The following is a 17236-nucleotide window of genomic DNA, read 5'->3' on the forward strand; positions in this document are numbered from 1 at the left end:
GGCATGAGCGATCACGATCCCCGCCCCGAAGGTTTCCAGCGTGTCGGCGCCGCGCTGGCAGCGCTGCAGCACCCGCACTCGCCGCTGTGGCTGGACGTCGCCGCGCGCACGGCGCAGGAGGCGGCTGACGCGCTTGGCGTGACGCTGGGGCAGATTGCCAAGTCCGTGGTGTTCCGGCGCAAGTCGGACGACGGCGCGGTGCTCGTCGTCACCTCGGGCGACAAGCGCGTGGACGAGGCCAAGCTGAAGTCGCACACCGGCGCACTGGGGCGGGCCGATGCCGAGTTCGTCAAGGCGCGCACGGGCTTCTCCATCGGCGGGGTCTCGCCGGCGGGTTTCGCGCCGGTCGACGGCGGTGCGCCGCCGCAGCTATTCATCGACCGCGAGTTGTTCCGCTTCGATATCGTCTGGGCGGCTGCCGGCCACCCGAACGGCGTGTTCAAGCTGACGCCGGACGAGCTGGCGCGCATCACCGGCGCGCCGGTGATCGACGTTGTTCAGGCGTGACGCCGCTGCCCGCTTCGCCCTGCGTGCGCCTGTGCCGCATGGATGAGGCCAGCGGCTGGTGCCGCGGCTGCGCGCGCCGCCTCGACGAGATCGCCGGCTGGGGCAGCGCACCGGCGCAGCGCCAGCGCGAGGTGCTGGCGCTGCTGCCAGCGCGCCGCGCGGCCTTGCAGCGCGACGGCCTGTGGCTGGGCCCTGAAACCCTCACCGAGGAGCACCTCCCATGAAGCGGCTCACGTTCTATTTCGACCCTCTCTCGCCCTACGCGGCGCTGGGCTTCGAGGCCTTGCCCGAGGCATTGGCCGGGCACAGCGTGGAGGTGGTGTACCGGCCCATCCTGCTGGCGGCGCTGCTGCATGCGCTGGGCCAAAAGGGGCCGGCCGAGATCGAGGCCAAGCGGCGCTGGACCTTCCGCCAGGTGGCCTGGCTGGCGCACCGCCAGGGCGTGGTGCTGGACGCGCCCGCCCAGCACCCGTTCAACCCGCTGCCGCTGCTGCGCCTGGCCTGGGCCTGCGCCGCGCCTGCGGGCCAGCCGGGCGACACGCCGGGGCGCTGGGTGGTGGAGCAGCTGTTCCACCATGTCTGGCGTGGCGGCGGTGCCGATGCGAACGAGCCGGCGCGGTTGGCCGCCTTGACGCAACACCTGGCCCCGGGCCAGGACCCCGGCAGCGAGGCCGTCAAGCAGCGGTTGCGCAGCGAGACCGAGGCGGCGCTGGCGCTGGGGGTGTTCGGCGTGCCCACCATCGAGCTGGACGGGCGGCTGTTCTGGGGCCAGGACGCGCTGCCCATGTTGCGTGCCGCGCTGGACGACGACCCGTGGTTTCGCAGCGGGGCCTGGGAGTCGGCCGCGCAGCCCCGCCCGGGCCTCACGCGGCGTCATTGAGCGGCTCGGGATTTACCCGCGAGGCCCTGCTGATCCCGCATTGAGAAATGTTTCATCCGGGTTGCTGCGGGGTTTGTCAGCCTCGATTCAGACTGGCGTCAGAACACGGTCAGAGGCAGCCTGAATAGTCCGGCCGCAAGGGAAGCTCCGTTGTGGAGCGCCCCGACAACAGACGGAGACTTTCATGGCAACTGCAGCAGCCGCGGCGCCGATGACCAAAGAGGAGAAGAAGGTCATCTTCGCGTCCTCCCTCGGTACGGTGTTCGAGTGGTACGACTTCTATCTCTACGGTTCGCTCGCGGCCATCATCGCGAAGCAGTTCTTCGCGGGCCTGGATCCGAGCGCGGCGTTCATCGCCTCGCTGATGGCGTTCGCTGCCGGCTTCATCGTGCGTCCGTTCGGCGCGCTGGTGTTCGGCCGGCTGGGCGACATGATCGGCCGCAAGTACACCTTCCTGGTCACCATCCTGATCATGGGCCTGTCGACCTTCATCGTCGGCGTGCTGCCCACCTACGCCACCATCGGTGCTGCGGCGCCGGTGATCCTGATCATCCTGCGTCTGCTGCAAGGCCTGGCGCTGGGCGGTGAGTACGGCGGCGCGGCCACCTACGTGGCCGAGCACGCACCGCACGGCAAGCGCGGCGCCTACACCTCGTGGATCCAGACCACGGCGACCCTGGGCCTGTTCCTGTCGCTGATGGTGATCCTGGGCGTGCGCACCACGCTGGGCGAAAAGGACTTCGCTGATTGGGGCTGGCGCATTCCCTTCATCGTCTCCATCCTGCTGCTGGCCATCAGCGTCTGGATCCGCCTGGCGATGAATGAGTCCCCCGCCTTCCAGAAGATGAAGGCCGAGGGCAAGACCTCCAAGGCACCGCTGTCCGAGTCCTTCGGCCAGTGGAAGAACCTGAAGATCGTGCTGCTGGCGCTGTTCGGCCTGGTTGCCGGTCAGGGCGTGGTCTGGTACACGGGCCAGTTCTACGCGCTGTTCTTCCTGACGTCGGTGCTGAAGGTGGACGCGTCCAACGCCAACATCTGGATCGCGATCTCGCTGATCCTGGGCACGCCGTTCTTCGTCCTCTTCGGCACGCTGTCGGACAAGATCGGCCGCAAGCCCATCATCATGGCTGGCTTGCTGCTGGCGGCTGTCACCTACTTCCCGCTGTTCAACGCGCTGACCAAGGCCGCCAACCCGGACCTGGCCAAGGCCCAGGAGACCCAGAAGGTCATCCTGACGACGAACATGGCCAGCTGCTCCTTCCAGGGCAGCCCGCTGGCACGCCCGGTGGACTTCACCAGCGCTTGCGACATCGCCAAGCGTGCACTGGCCCAATCGTCGGCCAGCTCCGAAACCGTTGAAGCCGCCCCTGGCGCGCCGACCACGGTCAAGGTGGGTGACAAGGAAATCGCCGTCCCGACCGCGACGCGCCTGACCGAGCACAAGTTCGACGAAGCCAGCACCAAGGCCATCGCCGCGTTCACGAAGGAACTCGGCGACGCGATGAAGGCCGCCGGCTACCCGGCCAAGGCTGACCTGTCCAAGGCCAACGTGCCGATGGTCATTGCCATCCTGTTCGTGCTGGTGGTCTACGTGACCATGGTGTACGGCCCCATCGCCGCCATGCTGGTGGAGATGTTCCCGACCCGCATCCGCTACACCTCGATGAGCCTGCCGTACCACATCGGCAACGGCTGGTTCGGCGGTCTGCTGCCGTCCATCACGTTCGCGATGGTGGCGCAGAACGGCAACATCTACCACGGCCTGTGGTACCCGATCGTCATCGCGCTGATGAGCCTGGTGATCGGTCTGCTGTTCGTGCGCGAGACCAAGGACGTGGACATCTACGCCAAGGACTGATGCCCGACGCGCTGTGACGCTGCCGCTGTGCAGCGTTGCACACGTTGATCGAAGGCCGGCACCCGCCGGCCTTTTTCATTGGGTTGCTCCGGTTGTCGATTGCCGGCGGCCCTGCGACGATTCTAGGGATGACCAAGTCCAAAGAAACGTCGGAGCCTGCGGGCGGCGAGCAGCGTCGCCTGCAGATGGTGGACATTGCGCGCCTGGCGGGCGTGTCCGTGTCGACGGTGTCGCGTGCGTTGAACGGCAGCGAGCTCGTCAACGCCGAGACCCGCCAGCGGGTGGCTGAGCTCGCCCGCTCGCTGAACTACTCCATCAATTTCGGCGCGCGCAATCTGCGCTTGCAGGAGAACAAGACGGTGGCTGTGGTGGTGCCGTACGACGCCCGCTCGCGCCAGCACATCTCGGACCCGTTCTTCCTGTCCATCGTCGGCGCCATCGCCGATGCGCTGACCGACCGCGGCTACGACATGCTGCTGTCCCGCGTCGATGCCGAGCGGCTGGATCAGGCGGCGCACTGGGTGGATTCCGGCAAGGCCATCGGCGTCATCCTGATCGGCCAGTGGCGCCAGCATGACCAGCTCAACGACATGGCGGCCCGCAAGCTGCCGCTGGTGGTCTGGGGCGGGGAGATGCCCCAGCAGCTGTATGCCAGCGTGGGCGGTGACAACGTGCTGGGCGGCACACTGGCGACGCGGCATCTATTGCAGCTGGGCCGTCGGCGCATCGCGTTCTTTGGCGATGCCAAGCTGCCGGAGGTGTGGCTGCGCCGGCAGGGCTACGCGCAGGCCTTGCGCGAGGCAGGGGTGGAGGTGGACGCAGCGCTGGAGCTGGCAGCGCCGTTCGAGCCTGGCGTGGCCACGGAGATCGTGCGCCAGTTCTGCCAGGTGCGGCGCGACTTTGACGCGGTGTTCTGCTGCAGTGACGTGCTGGCCCTGCTGGCCACGCAGGCCTTGCGGGCGGTCGGGCGCAGCGTGCCCGCCGATGTGGCCGTCGTGGGCTACGACGACATGCCGCTGGCCGCCTACTGCGACCCGCCGCTGACCACCGTGCACCAGCCAGTGGCGGAAGCGGGTGTGGCTTTGGTGGAGGCGCTGCTGGCGCAGCTTGCCGGCGAGCGGCCCGCGCTGCGCACCATGCCGGTCTACCTGATGCGGCGCGCGAGCGCGCCCGACGCTGCCGCCTGAGCGACTCCGCCCGTTGGGCTGGTGATGTGCCTCGGTGCGGCGCACTTGGCAACAAACGTTTGTAGTTCGTCGGATTGCAAATTTCAATGCTTCCTTGAATAGTGGTTTCCACCATGATGCAATCGTTTGCAAAGCGATTGTGTCGAGCGCAGAATCTCGGCACGGATTGACCGTGCCGCGCTGTGCGCGGTCCGCCGCGCCCCGCAGAGGGCGATCCAATGCCGACAACCAGGAGACAACATGCCCAGCATCCGACCCAACGCCCTGCGTTCCCCCCGCAACCCGTCCGTGCAGCCGCTCGCTGCCGCGGTGGCACTCGCGCTGGCCAGCGCAGGCGTGCACGCTCAGCAGGCCGCCCAGGCCGCCACGGAAACGGCTGACGGCCTCAAGCTCAACGCGGTCGTCGTGACGGGTTCGTCGTCGGCCAAGTCCAAGATGAAGTCCAGCGTCGCGGTCTCGACCATCGAGAGCGAAGGCGTGGCCGCTGTCACCGCAGCCAGCTCCACCGACCTGCTGCGCGGCGTGCCTGGCATCCGTGCCGAGGCCAGCGGCGGCGAATCCAATGCCAACGTCGCCGTGCGCGGCATTCCCGTGTCGGCCGGCGGCGCCCGCTACATCCAGTTCCAGGAAGACGGCCTGCCCGTGCTGCAGTTCGGCGACATCGCGTTCGCGACGCCCGACACCTGGATGCGCGCCGACGCCGGCTTCGAGCGTCTGGAAGTGGTGCGCGGCGGCTCGGCCGCGCTGTTGGCCACGGGCGCGCCCGGCGGCATCATCAACTTCATCAGCAAGACCGGCCAGGAGCCGGGCGGCATGGTGCAGCTCACCAAGGGCGTGGACTACGACCAGACCCGCATCGACTTTGGCTACGGCGGCCGCCTGGCGCCCAAGACGCGCTTCTACGTGGGCGGCTTCTACCGCGTGGGCGATGGCGGCCGCAGCGGCGCTGACGGCACCGAGAACGGCGGCCAGGTGCGCGGCAACGTGACCTTCGAGCTGGAAGGCAAGAGCTACGTGCGCTTCAGCGTCAAGCACCTGGACGACCGCAGCCCCACCTTCATGCCTACGCCGGTCAAGTACGTGAACGGCAGCATCCAGGAACTGCCGGGGCTGGACCCGCGCCGCGCGGCCTTCTATGACGTCGCCTGGCCGCTGGACAACACGCTGACCAAGACCAACAGCCGCGCCGCCAGCAACATCCGCGACGGCCTGTCCGCGCGCAGCGATGCCTTCGGGGTGGACCTCGACCTCGACGCCGGCGCGGGCTTCCGCCTGCAGAACAAGTTCTCGTGGAGTCGCAACTCGGGCCGCTTCATCGGCATCTTCCCGGGCGACGACGTGTCTGCCGCCCCGGCCGGCACCACGCTGGCGACCGGGCCGGATGCCGGCGCGGCCTACACCGGCAACAAGTTCACGGCGGTGGTCTTCAACACCCGCGTGGACAAGGCCGGCCTGATGGCCAACGACCTGAAGTTCTCGCGCGACTTCGTGCTGGGCGGCGGTGCCCGCGTCAGCGCCGTGGCGGGCCTCTACACCTCGGTGCAGGAGCTGGACCTGACGTGGAACTTCAATCAGTACTCGCTGTCGGCCAGCGGTGAGGGCGCACGAGTGCTGAACGTGCCCGGCGTCGTCAACGGCTCGCCCGGCTTCGGCGGCTGCTGCAGCAACACGCAGGACAGCAAGTACACGACCAACGCACCCTACGTCGTGCTGAACTACGAGGCCGGCCCGCTGTCGGCGGACATCGGCGTGCGCCGCGACAACCAGAAGGCCAGCGGCGCGTACTACCAGTCCAACGCCGGCGTCAGCTACGACCTCAGCAAGCCCAACGCGATCGACTACGAGTTCGGCCGCACGTCCTACTCGCTGGGCGCCAACTACGCGCTGAACCAGGACCTGTCCGTCTTCGCCCGCTACTCCGACGGCGCCGCGTACAACGCCGACCGCATCACCTTCTTCAACAACCCCAACCTCGTCAACGGCAAGAGCCCGACCATCCCAACCAACAAGGTCAAGCAGACCGAAGCGGGCGTCAAGCTGCGCGGCAACGGCATGAGCCTGTTCGCCACGTTCTTCCACGCCAAGACCGACGAGGTCAACGTGGACGTGACGACCACGCCCATCGTGGCCAAAGCCAACAGCTACCGCAGCAAGGGCGTGGAGCTGGAAGGCTCGGCGCGCTTCGGCCTGGTGGGCCTGATCGGCGGGCTGACCTACACCGACGCCAAGCAGCCCGACGGCCGCGCGCCCAAGCGCCAGGCCAAGGTGGTCTACCAGCTGACCCCGACGCTAAACTTCAGCGACGAGCTGACCGCTGGCCTGGGCATCGTCGGCACCGGCAAGAGCCGTGACGACGGCCCGAGCGGCCCGCTGAGCATCACGCTGCCGGCCTACACGGTGGTGAACGCCTTCGTCACCTACAGCCTCACGCCCAAGGCCACCGTCACGCTGGCGGCGAACAACCTGTTCAACGAGATCGCCTACACCGAGAGCAACGACGGCCGCGGTGCAGCGCGGGCCTACACGGGCCGCACCGTCAAGGCCAGCCTGCGCTACAGCTTCTGAGCGCCATGGCCCAGGCCACGCCTCTTCTCGTGCTCGGCGAGGCCTTGGTGGACGAGTTCCACGATGGCCCCGTGGCCGGCGGTGCGCCCTTCAATGTGGCGCGTTCGCTGGCGGCGCTGGGCGCGCCGGTGCGCTTCGTCAGCCGCATCGGCGCGGACGACGCCGCCGGCCGCGTGGTGCTGGACAGTGCCGCCCGCTTCGGCCTCGCAGTCGACGACGTGCAGCGCGACCCGCAGCGCGCCACCGGCCGTGTCAGCGTGCACGAGACGGCTGGCGGCGGTCACCGTTTCGAGATCCATGCCGACGCGGCCTGGGACCACCTCGCGCCGCCCGCTGCCGTCGCGCCGGGGCTGGCTTACTTCGGCAGCCTCGCGCAGCGCCACGCCGTGTCGCGCGCGACCATGCGGGCGGTGCTCAAGGCCTTTGACGGGCCCCGCCTGCTGGACCTGAACCTGCGCCCCGGCACCGACACCCCGGCGCTGGCGGCCGAATCGCTGATGTTGGCCGACTGGGTCAAGATCAACGAGGACGAGCTGGACCGACTGCAAGCTTGGTTCGAGCCCACGCTGGGCGGGCTGATGGCGCGCTTTGCGCTGCACCGCCTGGTGTTGACGCGCGGTGACGCCGGCTACGCGCTGTACGGCGCGCACGGCCAGCTGCTGGCGAGCGGGGAGGGCGTGGCCCAGCCGGCGTTCGTCGACAGCGTCGGCGCCGGCGACAGCTTCACCGCCATGCTGCTGGCCGGCCTGTCGCTGGGCCGTGACCTGACGGCCACGCTGGCGTTGGCCAACCGCTATGCCGCCATGGTGTGCGGCGTGCGCGGCCCGCTGCCGGCCGACCCCACCGCACTGGCCCCCTGGCGCGCCGAGTTGCACGCCCTCGCTTCACAGGCCTGAACATGCACAAGCCTCACCTGTCGTTCACGCAGATCGTGAACATGAATGTCGGTTTCCTCGGCATCCAGTTCAGCTTCGGCCTGCAGCAGGCCAACATGAGCCCGATCTACCAGATGCTCGGCGCCGAGGGCAAGGACCTGCCGCTGCTGTGGCTGGCCGGGCCTGTCACCGGCCTGCTGGTGCAGCCCATCATCGGCGCGATGAGCGACCGCACCACCCACCGCTGGGGGCGGCGCACGCCGTACTTCCTGATCGGCGCGCTGTTGTGCTCGCTCGGCCTGCTGGCCATGCCCTTCAGCCCCGCGCTGTGGTTCGCGGCCGGCCTGCTGTGGATCCTGGACGCGGCCAACAACGTGACCATGGAGCCCTACCGCGCCTATGTCAGCGACCGGCTGCGCGAGGAGCAGCACGCCAGCGGCTTCCTGACGCAGGCTTCGTTCACCGGCCTGGCGCAGACGCTGGCCTACCTCACACCCAGCCTGCTCGTGTTCTTCGGCATGAACAAGGACGCGCTGGGGGCCAACGGCATCCCGGTGGTCACGACGCTGGCCTTCATCGTTGGCGCGCTGCTGTCGTTCACGACAGTGTGGTGGTCCATCCGCCGCGTGCCGGAGCTGCCGCTGCCGGCCGAGGAGCTTGCCCGGCTGCGTGCCCTGCCGCGCGGCATGGGGCCGGCGCTGGCGGAAATCTGGGACGCATTGCGCCACATGCCGAAGACCATGCGCCAGCTGTGGTGGATGGCGCTGTTCCAGTGGTACGGGTTGATGTGCTACTGGATCTACATCGTGCCCACGCTGGCCGCCACGGTCTTCGGCACCGATGACGCCAAGAGCGCGGGCTTCCGCGACGCGGCACTGCTGAACGGGCAGATCGGCGGTTTCTACAACGCCGTGGCCTTTGTTGCTGCGTTCGCGATGGTGCCCTTCACCCAGCGCTTGGGCGCGAAATGGGTGCATGCCTTCGCACTGGCCTGTGCGGCCGTCGGCATGTGGATGCTGCCCAGCATCCAGAGCCAGGGCTGGCTGCTGTTCCTGCCCATGGTGGGCATCGGCCTGGCCTGGGGCTCCGTCATGGGCAACCCCTACGTGCTGCTGGCCGGCAGCATCCCGCCGGAGCGGGCCGGGGTCTACATGGGCATCTTCAACATGTTCATCGTCATCCCCATGCTGATCCAGGCGGTCACGCTGCCGCTGATCTACGACAGCCTGCTGGGAGGCCGCCCCGAGAACGTCATCCGCCTGGCCGGCGTGCTGTTGGCGCTGGCCGCCGTGTGCGTGCTGCGCGTGCGTACCGAGAAAACATCATGAAGAACCAAGTCCAGCTCATCACCTACGTCGACCGCCTGGGCGGCTGCCGCGACGGCCGCGATCTGGCCCGCCTGAAGCGCCTGCTGAGCGAACCCGGCGCACCGCTGGCGGGCGTGTTCGGCGGCGTGCACCTGCTGCCGTTCTTCCACGCCATCGACGGCGCGGATGCCGGCTTCGACCCCATCGACCACACGCGCGTCGACCCGCGCCTGGGGCAGTGGGCCGACATCAAGGCGCTGACCGAGGAGCTGGATGTGATGGGCGACGTCATCGTCAACCACATGTCCAGCGAGTCGCCGCAATTCCTGGACTACTCCGAGAAAGGCGATGCGTCGGCCTATGCCGGGCTGTTCCTGACGCTGGACGCTGTCTTCCCGCAGGGCGCCAGCGAGCGCGAACTGCTGGCCGTGTACCGCCCGCGCCCGGGCCTGCCGCTCACCTACGCCACGCTGAAGAACGGCGAGCGCCGCATCCTCTGGACCACGTTCACGGCGGCGCAGATCGACATCGCCGTGCACCACCCGCAAGGCCGCGCCTACCTTGCCAGCATCCTGCGCACCTTCGCCGACAACGGCATACGCATGGTGCGGCTGGACGCCGTCGGCTACGCCATCAAGAAGGCCGGTGACAGCTGCTTCATGATGCCGGAGACCTTCGACTTCATCGGCGAGTTCGCCGCCGAGGCGCGCGCACTGGGCATCGAGGTGCTGGTGGAGATCCACTCCTACTTCCAGCGCCAGATCGAGATTGCGGCGCGTGTGGATTGGGTCTACGACTTCGCGCTGCCGCCGCTGGTGCTGCACGCATTCAACTTCCGCACGGCGGCGGCCCTCAAGCGCTGGATCGCCATCCGCCCGACCAATGCGCTGACGGTGCTCGACACCCACGACGGCATCGGCATCATCGACATCGGCGCCGACGCCAGCGACCGCGCCGCCCACCCCGGCCTGGTGCCGCCCGCCGAGCTGGACGAGCTGGTGGAGCGCATCCATGCCGCCAGCCAGGGGCAAAGCCGCAAGGCCACCGGCGCGGCCGCCAGCAACCTGGACCTGTACCAGATCAACTGCACTTTCTTCGATGCGATGGGGCGCGACGAGACGGCCTACCTGCTGGCGCGCGCCATCCAGTTCTTCCTGCCGGGCGTGCCCCAGGTCTACTACGTCGGCCTGCTGGCCGGCCACAACGACATGGAGTTGCTGGCCCGCAGCCAGGTCGGCCGCGACATCAATCGCCACTACTACGACGAGGCCGAGATCGCCCGCGAGTGCGCACGCCCCGTGGTGAGCCGCCTCATCGAGCTCATCAAGCTGCGCAACCGCCACCCGGCCTTCGGTGGCACGTTCCACGTCGAGCCCGGTGCTGACCACGAACTGCATCTGCGCTGGCAGCAGGGCACGGCCTGGGCAGCCTTGCGCATCGACTTCGTGACGCAGGCCCACGAGCTGAGCTACAGCGACGCGACCGGTGCGCCACAGGTGTTTGCCTTCAGTTGAGCGTCAGCCTCGGGGGCCAGAATCCGTCGGTTTACTAACCTTCGGAGATCCCGAGCATGTGGAAGTTGATCGTTGGCTTCATCGCCTTTGCCGCGCTGGCGCTGTTCATCCTGACCAAGAGCGGTGGCGACATCGACCTGACCGGCGAGAAGCACGACGTGGCAGCCGGTGGGCATGACACGGCCGCCTCGGCGCCAGCTTCCGCGCCGGTTGCCGCCTCGGCGGCCGTTGAGGCCGCGTCTGCGCCGGCCTCTGCCGCTTCTCAGTGAAGCTTTGAGTCGCTGCTGCCGGCACCGCTGCCGCGCAGCGGCGCCACGCGCGGCAGCCGCATCAGCATCTGCGTGCCCTGGCCGGGCGTCGACCTGACCTCGATCTGCCCGCCCAGCACATTGGTCACGATGCTGTGCACGATGTGCATGCCCAGGCCCGAGCCGCCCGTGCCCAGCTTGGTTGTGAAGAATGGGTCGAAGATGCGCCGCCGCACCGCCTCGTCCATGCCGCGGCCGTCATCGCTGACGATGAGCTCCGCCTCCGCATCGTTCAGGGCCGTGCAGCTCACCAACACCCGGCCCTGGTCTGCGCCCTCGAAGGCATGCAGCAGCGCGTTCATCAGCAGGTTGGTCAACACCTGGCCCAGCGCGCCGGGATAGCTGTTCATCTGCAGGCCGTGGCACAGCTGGGTCTCGATGACGAAGGGCGTGTGCTTGAAGCTGGGCTCCACCATCACCAGCACATCCTCCACCACCTTGCCCAGGTCGAAGTCGCGGCGCAGGTCGGCCGTCTGGTCGATGGCCACCTGCTTGAAGTCGCGCACCAGGTCGGCCGCCTTCTGCACATTGCGCTGCAGGATGTCCTGGCCGCGCCGCGTGTCGCGCGCCAGTTCTTCCAGCGTGCTGCGCCGCATCTGCACCGCGCCGGCCAGCATGGCCTCCAGTTGCTTGTAGCGGTCGTCCAGCGCCGACACCACCGTCAGCGCATTGCCCAGCGGCGTGTTCAGCTCATGTGCGACGCCGGCAACCAGCCGGCCAAGCGAGGCCAGCTTCTCCGACTCCACCAGCTCGCGTTGCGCGGTCTGCAGCGTCGCCAGCGCCTGTGACAGCTCGGCGTTGCTGCTGGTCAGCTCGGCCGTGCGCTGGGTCACCGTGGCCTCCAGGTTGAGGTTGTGCTGGCGCAGTGCCTCGAAGGCTGACAGCAGCGCCTGCCGCATGCGCTCCATGGCTGCGCCGACGCGAGCGATCTCGTCCGTGCCGCTGATCTGCAGCGGCTGCTCCAACCGCCCGGCGGCCAGCGCCTCGGCGCCGCTGGTCAGCGCCGTCATCGGCCGCAGCACGAAGCGCTGCAGCACCCACAGCATCAGCACCAGCGACAAGGTCAGCGTCAGCCCGCTGCGCCACACCGTGCGCCACACATCGGCCCGCTTGGCCTGCAGCAGCGGCGCGGCCGTCATCGTGACGGTGAGCTGGGCGATCTCGCGATCCTCGCGGTAGATGGTGCGCGTCTGACTCAGCATCAGCGAGGCGTCGTCGCCGTCGTGCTGGCGGCTGAAGGCCAGGAAGGGCGTGGGCGAGGTGGGCTCCACCACCTTGACGGCCACGAAGCGCGGATCGTCCACCTGCGCCTTGATCATGGGCTCGGCCAGGTCCGGCGAGACCTGCCACACCGGCTCGGCCAGCGACAGCGCCATGATCTGGCTGGTGCGGCCGAGGTCGCGCCCCAGGTCTTCCATGGCCGTCTTGCGGGTGGACTGCACGTCGTACAGCAACACCACCGTGGTGGGCAGCAGCAGGCCCAGCAGCAGCGCCATCACGACAGCCAGCGTCAGCGAACTGCGCTGCCAGCCGAGCGCGCGTGCGGCGGGCTGAGGTTGGGCGAGGGTGGTCGTGGCAGGGTGGTCCGACATGGCGTGGCACACGCGCGAGGGCGCGCCGGGCGCCCGAGTGTAGGCCGGCAAAAACCGGTGCAAATGGGCAGTTCGCGTCCGTCGGCCTCGGGTTTTTCCTGGGGAGGCGGGCGCGCGGCGCGGGTGGGATGCGGCCTCAAAATCCGCCGCCAGCGCGCCAGGGCGGTGTCGCTGTGGAGAACAACAATGAAGCGTTGGGTTGGCGTGATGGTCGCTGTGGCCGTCAGCATGGTGGCGGGTGTCGCTTTCGCGCAGGGAGCCTTGCGCATCGGCATGGTGGCCGGCTTCAGCGGGCCGGTGGCGGGGCTGGTGCAGGAAAGCGCCGACGGAGCGCGTCTGTACTTTGACGCGGTCAATGCGCAGGGCGGCATCAAGGGCCAGAACATCGAGCTTGTCACGCAGGACGACAAGTACGACCCGGCCACGGCGGCCGCGCAGGCCAAGGCGCTGGCCAGCCAGGGCGTCGTCGCGCTGATGCTCAGCCGCGGCACCGGGCCTACCGAGGCCATGCTGCCCGTGCTCAAGGAGAACCGGCTGGCGCTGGTCGCGCCGGCCACCGGCGCCAGCAGCCTGCATGAGCCGGTGCAGCCCTATGTGTTTCACCTGCGCGCGAGCTACCAGCGCGAGGCCGAGCGCGCCGTCAAGCACCTGGCCGGCATCGGCGTGAAGCGCTTCACCATCGTGCAGGTCAACGACGCCTTCGGCACCGACGCCGGCAAGGGCGCGATCAAGGGGCTGGACGACGTCAAGCTGCGCGCGCTCTCGCACCTGCGCTTTGACCGCAACAAGCCCAACCTCACGCCCGTCATGCAGGGCATTGCGCGCGCGGGCATCGAGGCGGTCGTGCTGATCGGCCCGAGCTATGCGGTGGTGGAGGGCGTCAACGCACTGCGCGCCGCCGGCTCCACGGCGCATGTGGCCACCTTGTCCAACAATGCGTCCAGCGAGTTCGTGAAGAGCCTCGGCGAGAACGCGCGCGGCGTTGTCGTCACGCAGTTGTTCCCCTACGAGCGCTCGACCGCCAGCCCGCTGGTGCGCGAGGCGCTGGGCCTGGCCAAGGCGGCCGGCCGCAGCGAGCTGACGCCGGCCCAGCTGGAGGGCTTTGCGGCGGCCAAGCTCGTCGTGGAAGGCCTCAAGCGCGCCGGCAAGGACGTCGGCCGCGACAGCTTTCTGCGTGCGCTGGACGGCGCCCGCATCGACCTCGGCGGCCTGCAGGTCAGCTACACCGACAAGGACCGCAGCGGTCTGGAGTTCGCCGACGTCTCCATCGTCGGGCCCGACGGCAAGTTCTGGCGCTGACCGCCCGACGGGCGCGGCGTGCGGGCCGCCGCAGCCGCGCGATGATGCGGCGTGCTGCGCATGGCCGCAGTCTGCTGGAGGAGTCGCTATGGATTTGGGTTTGAAAGGCCGCTGGGCGCTGGTGTGCGCCGCGAGCAAGGGGTTGGGGCGCGGCTGTGCCGAGGCGCTGGTGGGTGAGGGCGCGAACGTCGTCATCACAGCACGCGGCGAGGCCGATCTGCTGGCAACGGCCGCCGCGCTGCGGGCGTTGAACCCGGCCGTCGAGGTGCGCACCGTGGTGGGCGACATCGCCACCGCTGCCGGCCGTGAGGCCGCACTGGCGGCCTGCCCGCAGGTCGACATCCTCATCAACAACGCCGGCGGCCCGCCGCCCGGGGACTTCCGCGACTGGGGCCGCGAGCAGTGGCTGGCCGCGCTGGAGGCCAACATGCTCACGCCCATCGAGCTGATCAAGGCCACGGTGGACGGCATGGCGGCGCGCGGCTTCGGGCGCATCGTCAACATCACCTCGGGCGCAGTGAAGGCACCCATCGACGTGCTGGGCCTGTCCAACGGCGCACGCTCGGGGCTGACCGGATTTGTCGCCGGTGTGGCCCGCCAGCCGCGGCTGGCCGGCGCCAATGTCACGCTGAACAACCTGCTGCCCGGTGCCTTCGACACCGACCGGCTGCAGAAGACCCTGGCCGCCGGCGCAGCCAAGGCCGGCATGGCGGTGGACGATGTCGCCGCCAAGCGCCGCGCGGCGATTCCGGCGCAGCGCTTCGGCACGGCCGCCGAGTTCGGCGCCATCTGCGCCATGCTGTGCAGTGTTCATGCCGGCTACCTGACAGGCCAGAACATCCTGCTGGACGGCGGCAGCTACCCCGGGACCTTCTGATGCGCTGGCTGTGGCGTGGCCTGCTGGGCCTGGGTGTGCTGGCGGGGCTGCTGGCGTTGGGCCTGTGGCTCGCGTTGCGGGCCAGCCTCGCGCAGCTCGATGGGGAGCAGCGCATGGGCGCGCTGCAGGCGCCAGCCGAGTTGCAGCGCGACGCGCGGGGCTACGTCACGCTGACCGCCGAGAGCCGGCCCGATGTGGCGCGCGCGCTGGGCTTCGTGCATGCGCAGGAGCGCTTCTTCCAGATGGACCTGATGCGCCGCAATGCGGCTGGCGAGCTGGCCGCGCTGGTGGGCGCCAAGGCCGTGCCGCTGGACAAGGAGCGCCGCGTGCACCGCTTCCGCGCCCGTGCCGAGGTGGCGCTGGCCGCGCTGCCGCTGGCCGAGCAACAGCTGCTGGAGGCCTACGCGGCGGGCGTCAACGCCGGCCTGGCAGCGCTGGGCGCGCGGCCGCCGGAATACCTGCTGCTGCGCCAGCCGCCTCAGCCCTGGTTGCCGGCGGACAGCCTGCTGGTGGCCTACGGCATGTACCTGGACCTGCAGTCCGCCCAGGGCCGCGACGACCTCGCGATGGGCGTGCTGAACGCCAGCGTGCCGGCCGACTGGTATGCCTTCCTGACCCAGCACAGTGCCGACTGGCAGGCCGCGCTGGACGACTCCCGCGTCAGCGCTGTGCCACTGCCGGCCGGCCCGCTGCCCGACGCGCTGCGCGTCGTGACCACCGCCTGCCGCGACTGCGGCCTGCAGGACTCGCGCGACATCGGCAGCAACAACTTCGCCGTCGATGCGGCACGTGGCCGTGATGGGCGCGCGCTGCTGGCCGACGACATGCACCTCGGCCTGCGCTCGCCCGGCACCTGGTTCAAGGCCCGCATGCGCTGGAAGACCGGCGCGCAGTCGCACGACGTGGCCGGCGCGACGCTGCCGGGCACGCCGCTGCTCATCGTCGGCAGCAATGGCCGCATCGCCTGGGGCTTCACCAACACCACGTCCGACTGGGCCGACGTCGTCACGCTGCGGCTCAACGCGGCCGGTACGCACTACCTCAGCGGCGGCGTCGAGAAGCCGCTGCGCCGCGTCGCCGAGCGCATCGACGTGGCCGGCGCGGACGCCGTCAGCCATGAGGTGCTGGAAAGCGAATGGGGCCCGCTGATCGCCGGTGCCCGCCCGGCCGACGGCGGCCCGGTGGCGCCGGCCGGCGTGGCCTACGCGCTGCGCTGGGTCGCCCACGACCCGCAGGGCATGAACCTGCGCCTGCTGGGCCTGGAGACGGCCGCGGGCGTGGACGACGCGCTGCAACTTGCGGCCGGTGTCGGCGTGCCACACCAGAACCTGCTGGTGGCCGATGCCAGCGGTCGCATCGCCTGGACGGTCATCGGCGCCATCCCGCGCCGCACCGGCGGCGAGGACATGGACCGTCCGCAGGACTGGAGCGACGGCCGGCCGCGCTGGCAGGGCTATCTGGATGCCGCCCGCCAGCCCCGGCTGGCCGATCCCGCCGACGGCCGGCTGTGGACGGCCAACTCGCGCATGATCGGTGGCGATGCGCTGAAGCTGCTGGGCAACGGCGGCTACGACCTGGGCGCCCGCGGCCAGCAGATCCGCGACCGCCTGCGGGCGCAGGCCCAGTTCGACGAGGCCGGCCTGCACGACATCCAGCTCGATCACCGCGCGCTGTTCCTGCAGCGCTGGCGCGAGCTGCTGCTGGCGCGCGTGCTGACGCCCGAGTTCGTCGCCGCGCACGGGCTGGCCGACTACCGCGCCGAGGTCGAGCGCAGCGCCGACGCCGCGCGGCCCGACGCGGTGGGCTACCTGCTGGTGCGCGCCTTCCGCGAGCAGGCGCTGCAGCAGGTGTTCGCGCCGCTGGCCGCTCGGCTGGAAGCCCAGGGCCTGAAGCTGCGTGACCTCAAGCTCGCGCCCGAGACACCCGGCTGGGCACTGATCCAGGCCGCCCGGCCCGACACCGTGCCTGGCGCCTTCAAGGGCTGGCCCGAGCTGCTGCAGCAGGCCGTGCTCACCAGCCACGCTGCGCTGCTGAAGCAGCACGGCAGCCTGGCCGCCGCGACCTGGGGGGCCGACAACCCCACCAACGCCCGCCACCCGCTGAGCCAGGCCGTGCCGGCGCTGTCGCGCTGGCTGGATCAGGCGAGCCAAGGCATGGCCGGCGACGCCCACATGCCCCGCGTGCAGCGCCGCGGGCACGGCCAGAGCGAGCGCATGGTGGTGTCGCCCGGCCACGAGGAGCAGGGCCTGCTGGTCATCCCCGGCGGCCAGAGCGGCCACCCGCTGTCGCCCTTCTACCGCAGCGACCACACCACCTGGCTGGCCGGCGAGGCGCTGCCCTTCCTGCCCGGCGAGGCGGCGCACCGGCTGGTGTTGCGCCCCTGATCCAGGCGACGCGGCGGCAGGGTCAGCCCAGTGGCGCTGGGCAGCTTGCTCGGCACAATCGGGGCCGTCCAAGATTCTCAGGG

14 protein-coding genes are annotated in these 17236 nt (G+C 69.7%); 13 read left to right on the forward strand and 1 reads right to left on the reverse strand.

Going from position 1 to position 17236, the window contains the following annotated elements; genetic code table 11:
- Positions 1 to 3: 3 nt before the first annotated feature.
- From NYO99_RS20110 to NYO99_RS20155, 10 genes are all read left to right on the forward strand, one after another.
- Positions 4 to 507, forward strand: coding sequence for a YbaK/EbsC family protein (locus tag NYO99_RS20110; protein ID WP_268169083.1), 504 nt, complete (start codon positions 4 to 6; stop codon positions 505 to 507).
- Entirely contained in the window at positions 504 to 731 is a 228-nt protein-coding gene (locus NYO99_RS20115) for a DUF1289 domain-containing protein (protein WP_268169084.1), read from the forward strand. The genes NYO99_RS20110 and NYO99_RS20115 overlap by 4 nt, the downstream gene beginning before the upstream one ends.
- Positions 728 to 1387 carry a 2-hydroxychromene-2-carboxylate isomerase gene (locus NYO99_RS20120; RefSeq protein ID WP_268169085.1) on the forward strand — a complete coding sequence of 220 codons (660 nt, stop codon included), beginning with the start codon at positions 728 to 730 and terminating at the stop codon, positions 1385 to 1387. Before NYO99_RS20115 ends, NYO99_RS20120 begins: the two co-directional genes overlap by 4 nt.
- Positions 1388 to 1571: 184 nt before the next feature.
- Positions 1572 to 3245 (forward strand): MFS transporter, encoded by a 1674-nt coding sequence (locus NYO99_RS20125; protein ID WP_268169086.1) that lies wholly within the window; start codon positions 1572 to 1574, stop codon positions 3243 to 3245.
- Positions 3246 to 3373: 128 nt separating this feature from the next.
- A complete protein-coding gene (locus tag NYO99_RS20130) occupies positions 3374 to 4432 on the forward strand; it encodes a LacI family DNA-binding transcriptional regulator (RefSeq protein WP_268169087.1) in 1059 nt (352 codons plus the stop codon).
- Between the two features lie 240 nt (positions 4433 to 4672).
- Positions 4673 to 6997 carry a TonB-dependent receptor gene (locus NYO99_RS20135; protein WP_268169088.1) on the forward strand — a complete coding sequence of 775 codons (2325 nt, stop codon included), beginning with the start codon at positions 4673 to 4675 and terminating at the stop codon, positions 6995 to 6997.
- Between the two features lie 5 nt (positions 6998 to 7002).
- Entirely contained in the window at positions 7003 to 7893 is an 891-nt protein-coding gene (locus NYO99_RS20140) for a PfkB family carbohydrate kinase (RefSeq protein WP_268169089.1), read from the forward strand.
- A 2-nt stretch (positions 7894 to 7895) separates the two neighbouring features.
- A complete protein-coding gene (locus NYO99_RS20145) occupies positions 7896 to 9200 on the forward strand; it encodes an MFS transporter (RefSeq protein ID WP_268169090.1) in 1305 nt (434 codons plus the stop codon).
- Entirely contained in the window at positions 9197 to 10693 is a 1497-nt protein-coding gene (gene gtfA, locus NYO99_RS20150; RefSeq protein WP_268169091.1) for a sucrose phosphorylase, read from the forward strand. Before NYO99_RS20145 ends, gtfA begins: the two co-directional genes overlap by 4 nt.
- 56 nt (positions 10694 to 10749) lie before the next feature.
- Positions 10750 to 10962, forward strand: coding sequence for a hypothetical protein (locus tag NYO99_RS20155; RefSeq protein ID WP_268169092.1), 213 nt, complete (start codon positions 10750 to 10752; stop codon positions 10960 to 10962).
- Here the strand turns inward: NYO99_RS20155 and NYO99_RS20160 are convergent.
- Positions 10956 to 12593, reverse strand: coding sequence for a sensor histidine kinase (locus tag NYO99_RS20160; RefSeq protein ID WP_268169093.1), 1638 nt, complete (start codon positions 12591 to 12593; stop codon positions 10956 to 10958). The two genes, NYO99_RS20155 and NYO99_RS20160, sit on opposite strands and share 7 nt — an antisense overlap.
- A gap of 186 nt (positions 12594 to 12779) precedes the next feature.
- On the opposite strand from NYO99_RS20160, the gene NYO99_RS20165 reads away from it, so the two are divergent.
- The 3 genes from NYO99_RS20165 (at position 12780) to NYO99_RS20175 (ending at position 17153) form a co-directional block, all read left to right on the forward strand.
- Positions 12780 to 13892, forward strand: coding sequence for an ABC transporter substrate-binding protein (locus tag NYO99_RS20165; protein WP_268169094.1), 1113 nt, complete (start codon positions 12780 to 12782; stop codon positions 13890 to 13892).
- Between the two features lie 88 nt (positions 13893 to 13980).
- Positions 13981 to 14769 (forward strand): SDR family oxidoreductase, encoded by a 789-nt coding sequence (locus NYO99_RS20170; protein ID WP_268169095.1) that lies wholly within the window; start codon positions 13981 to 13983, stop codon positions 14767 to 14769.
- Complete coding sequence (locus NYO99_RS20175) at positions 14769 to 17153, forward strand: penicillin acylase family protein (protein WP_268169096.1); 2385 nt, start codon at positions 14769 to 14771, stop codon at positions 17151 to 17153. The genes NYO99_RS20170 and NYO99_RS20175 overlap by 1 nt, the downstream gene beginning before the upstream one ends.
- Positions 17154 to 17236 lie beyond the last annotated feature (83 nt).

The organism is Roseateles hydrophilus, from assembly GCF_026712245.1.
GTDB classification, from domain to species: domain Bacteria; phylum Pseudomonadota; class Gammaproteobacteria; order Burkholderiales; family Burkholderiaceae_C; genus Pelomonas; species Pelomonas hydrophilus.

Bases quoted from the DNA above. Each gene is read 5' to 3' on its own strand.
- NYO99_RS20160 (WP_268169093.1), bottom strand. From the start codon at position 12,593: ATGTCGGACCACCCTGCCACGACCACCCTCGCCCAACCTCAGCCCGCC.
- NYO99_RS20145 (WP_268169090.1), top strand. From the start codon at position 7,896: ATGCACAAGCCTCACCTGTCGTTCACGCAGATCGTGAACATGAATGTC.
- NYO99_RS20120 (WP_268169085.1), top strand. From the start codon at position 728: ATGAAGCGGCTCACGTTCTATTTCGACCCTCTCTCGCCCTACGCGGCG.
- NYO99_RS20165 (WP_268169094.1), top strand. From the start codon at position 12,780: ATGAAGCGTTGGGTTGGCGTGATGGTCGCTGTGGCCGTCAGCATGGTG.
- NYO99_RS20140 (WP_268169089.1), top strand. From the start codon at position 7,003: ATGGCCCAGGCCACGCCTCTTCTCGTGCTCGGCGAGGCCTTGGTGGAC.
- NYO99_RS20175 (WP_268169096.1), top strand. From the start codon at position 14,769: ATGCGCTGGCTGTGGCGTGGCCTGCTGGGCCTGGGTGTGCTGGCGGGG.
- gtfA (WP_268169091.1), top strand. From the start codon at position 9,197: ATGAAGAACCAAGTCCAGCTCATCACCTACGTCGACCGCCTGGGCGGC.
- NYO99_RS20125 (WP_268169086.1), top strand. From the start codon at position 1,572: ATGGCAACTGCAGCAGCCGCGGCGCCGATGACCAAAGAGGAGAAGAAG.
- NYO99_RS20155 (WP_268169092.1), top strand. From the start codon at position 10,750: ATGTGGAAGTTGATCGTTGGCTTCATCGCCTTTGCCGCGCTGGCGCTG.
- NYO99_RS20170 (WP_268169095.1), top strand. From the start codon at position 13,981: ATGGATTTGGGTTTGAAAGGCCGCTGGGCGCTGGTGTGCGCCGCGAGC.
- NYO99_RS20130 (WP_268169087.1), top strand. From the start codon at position 3,374: ATGACCAAGTCCAAAGAAACGTCGGAGCCTGCGGGCGGCGAGCAGCGT.
- NYO99_RS20135 (WP_268169088.1), top strand. From the start codon at position 4,673: ATGCCCAGCATCCGACCCAACGCCCTGCGTTCCCCCCGCAACCCGTCC.
- NYO99_RS20110 (WP_268169083.1), top strand. From the start codon at position 4: ATGAGCGATCACGATCCCCGCCCCGAAGGTTTCCAGCGTGTCGGCGCC.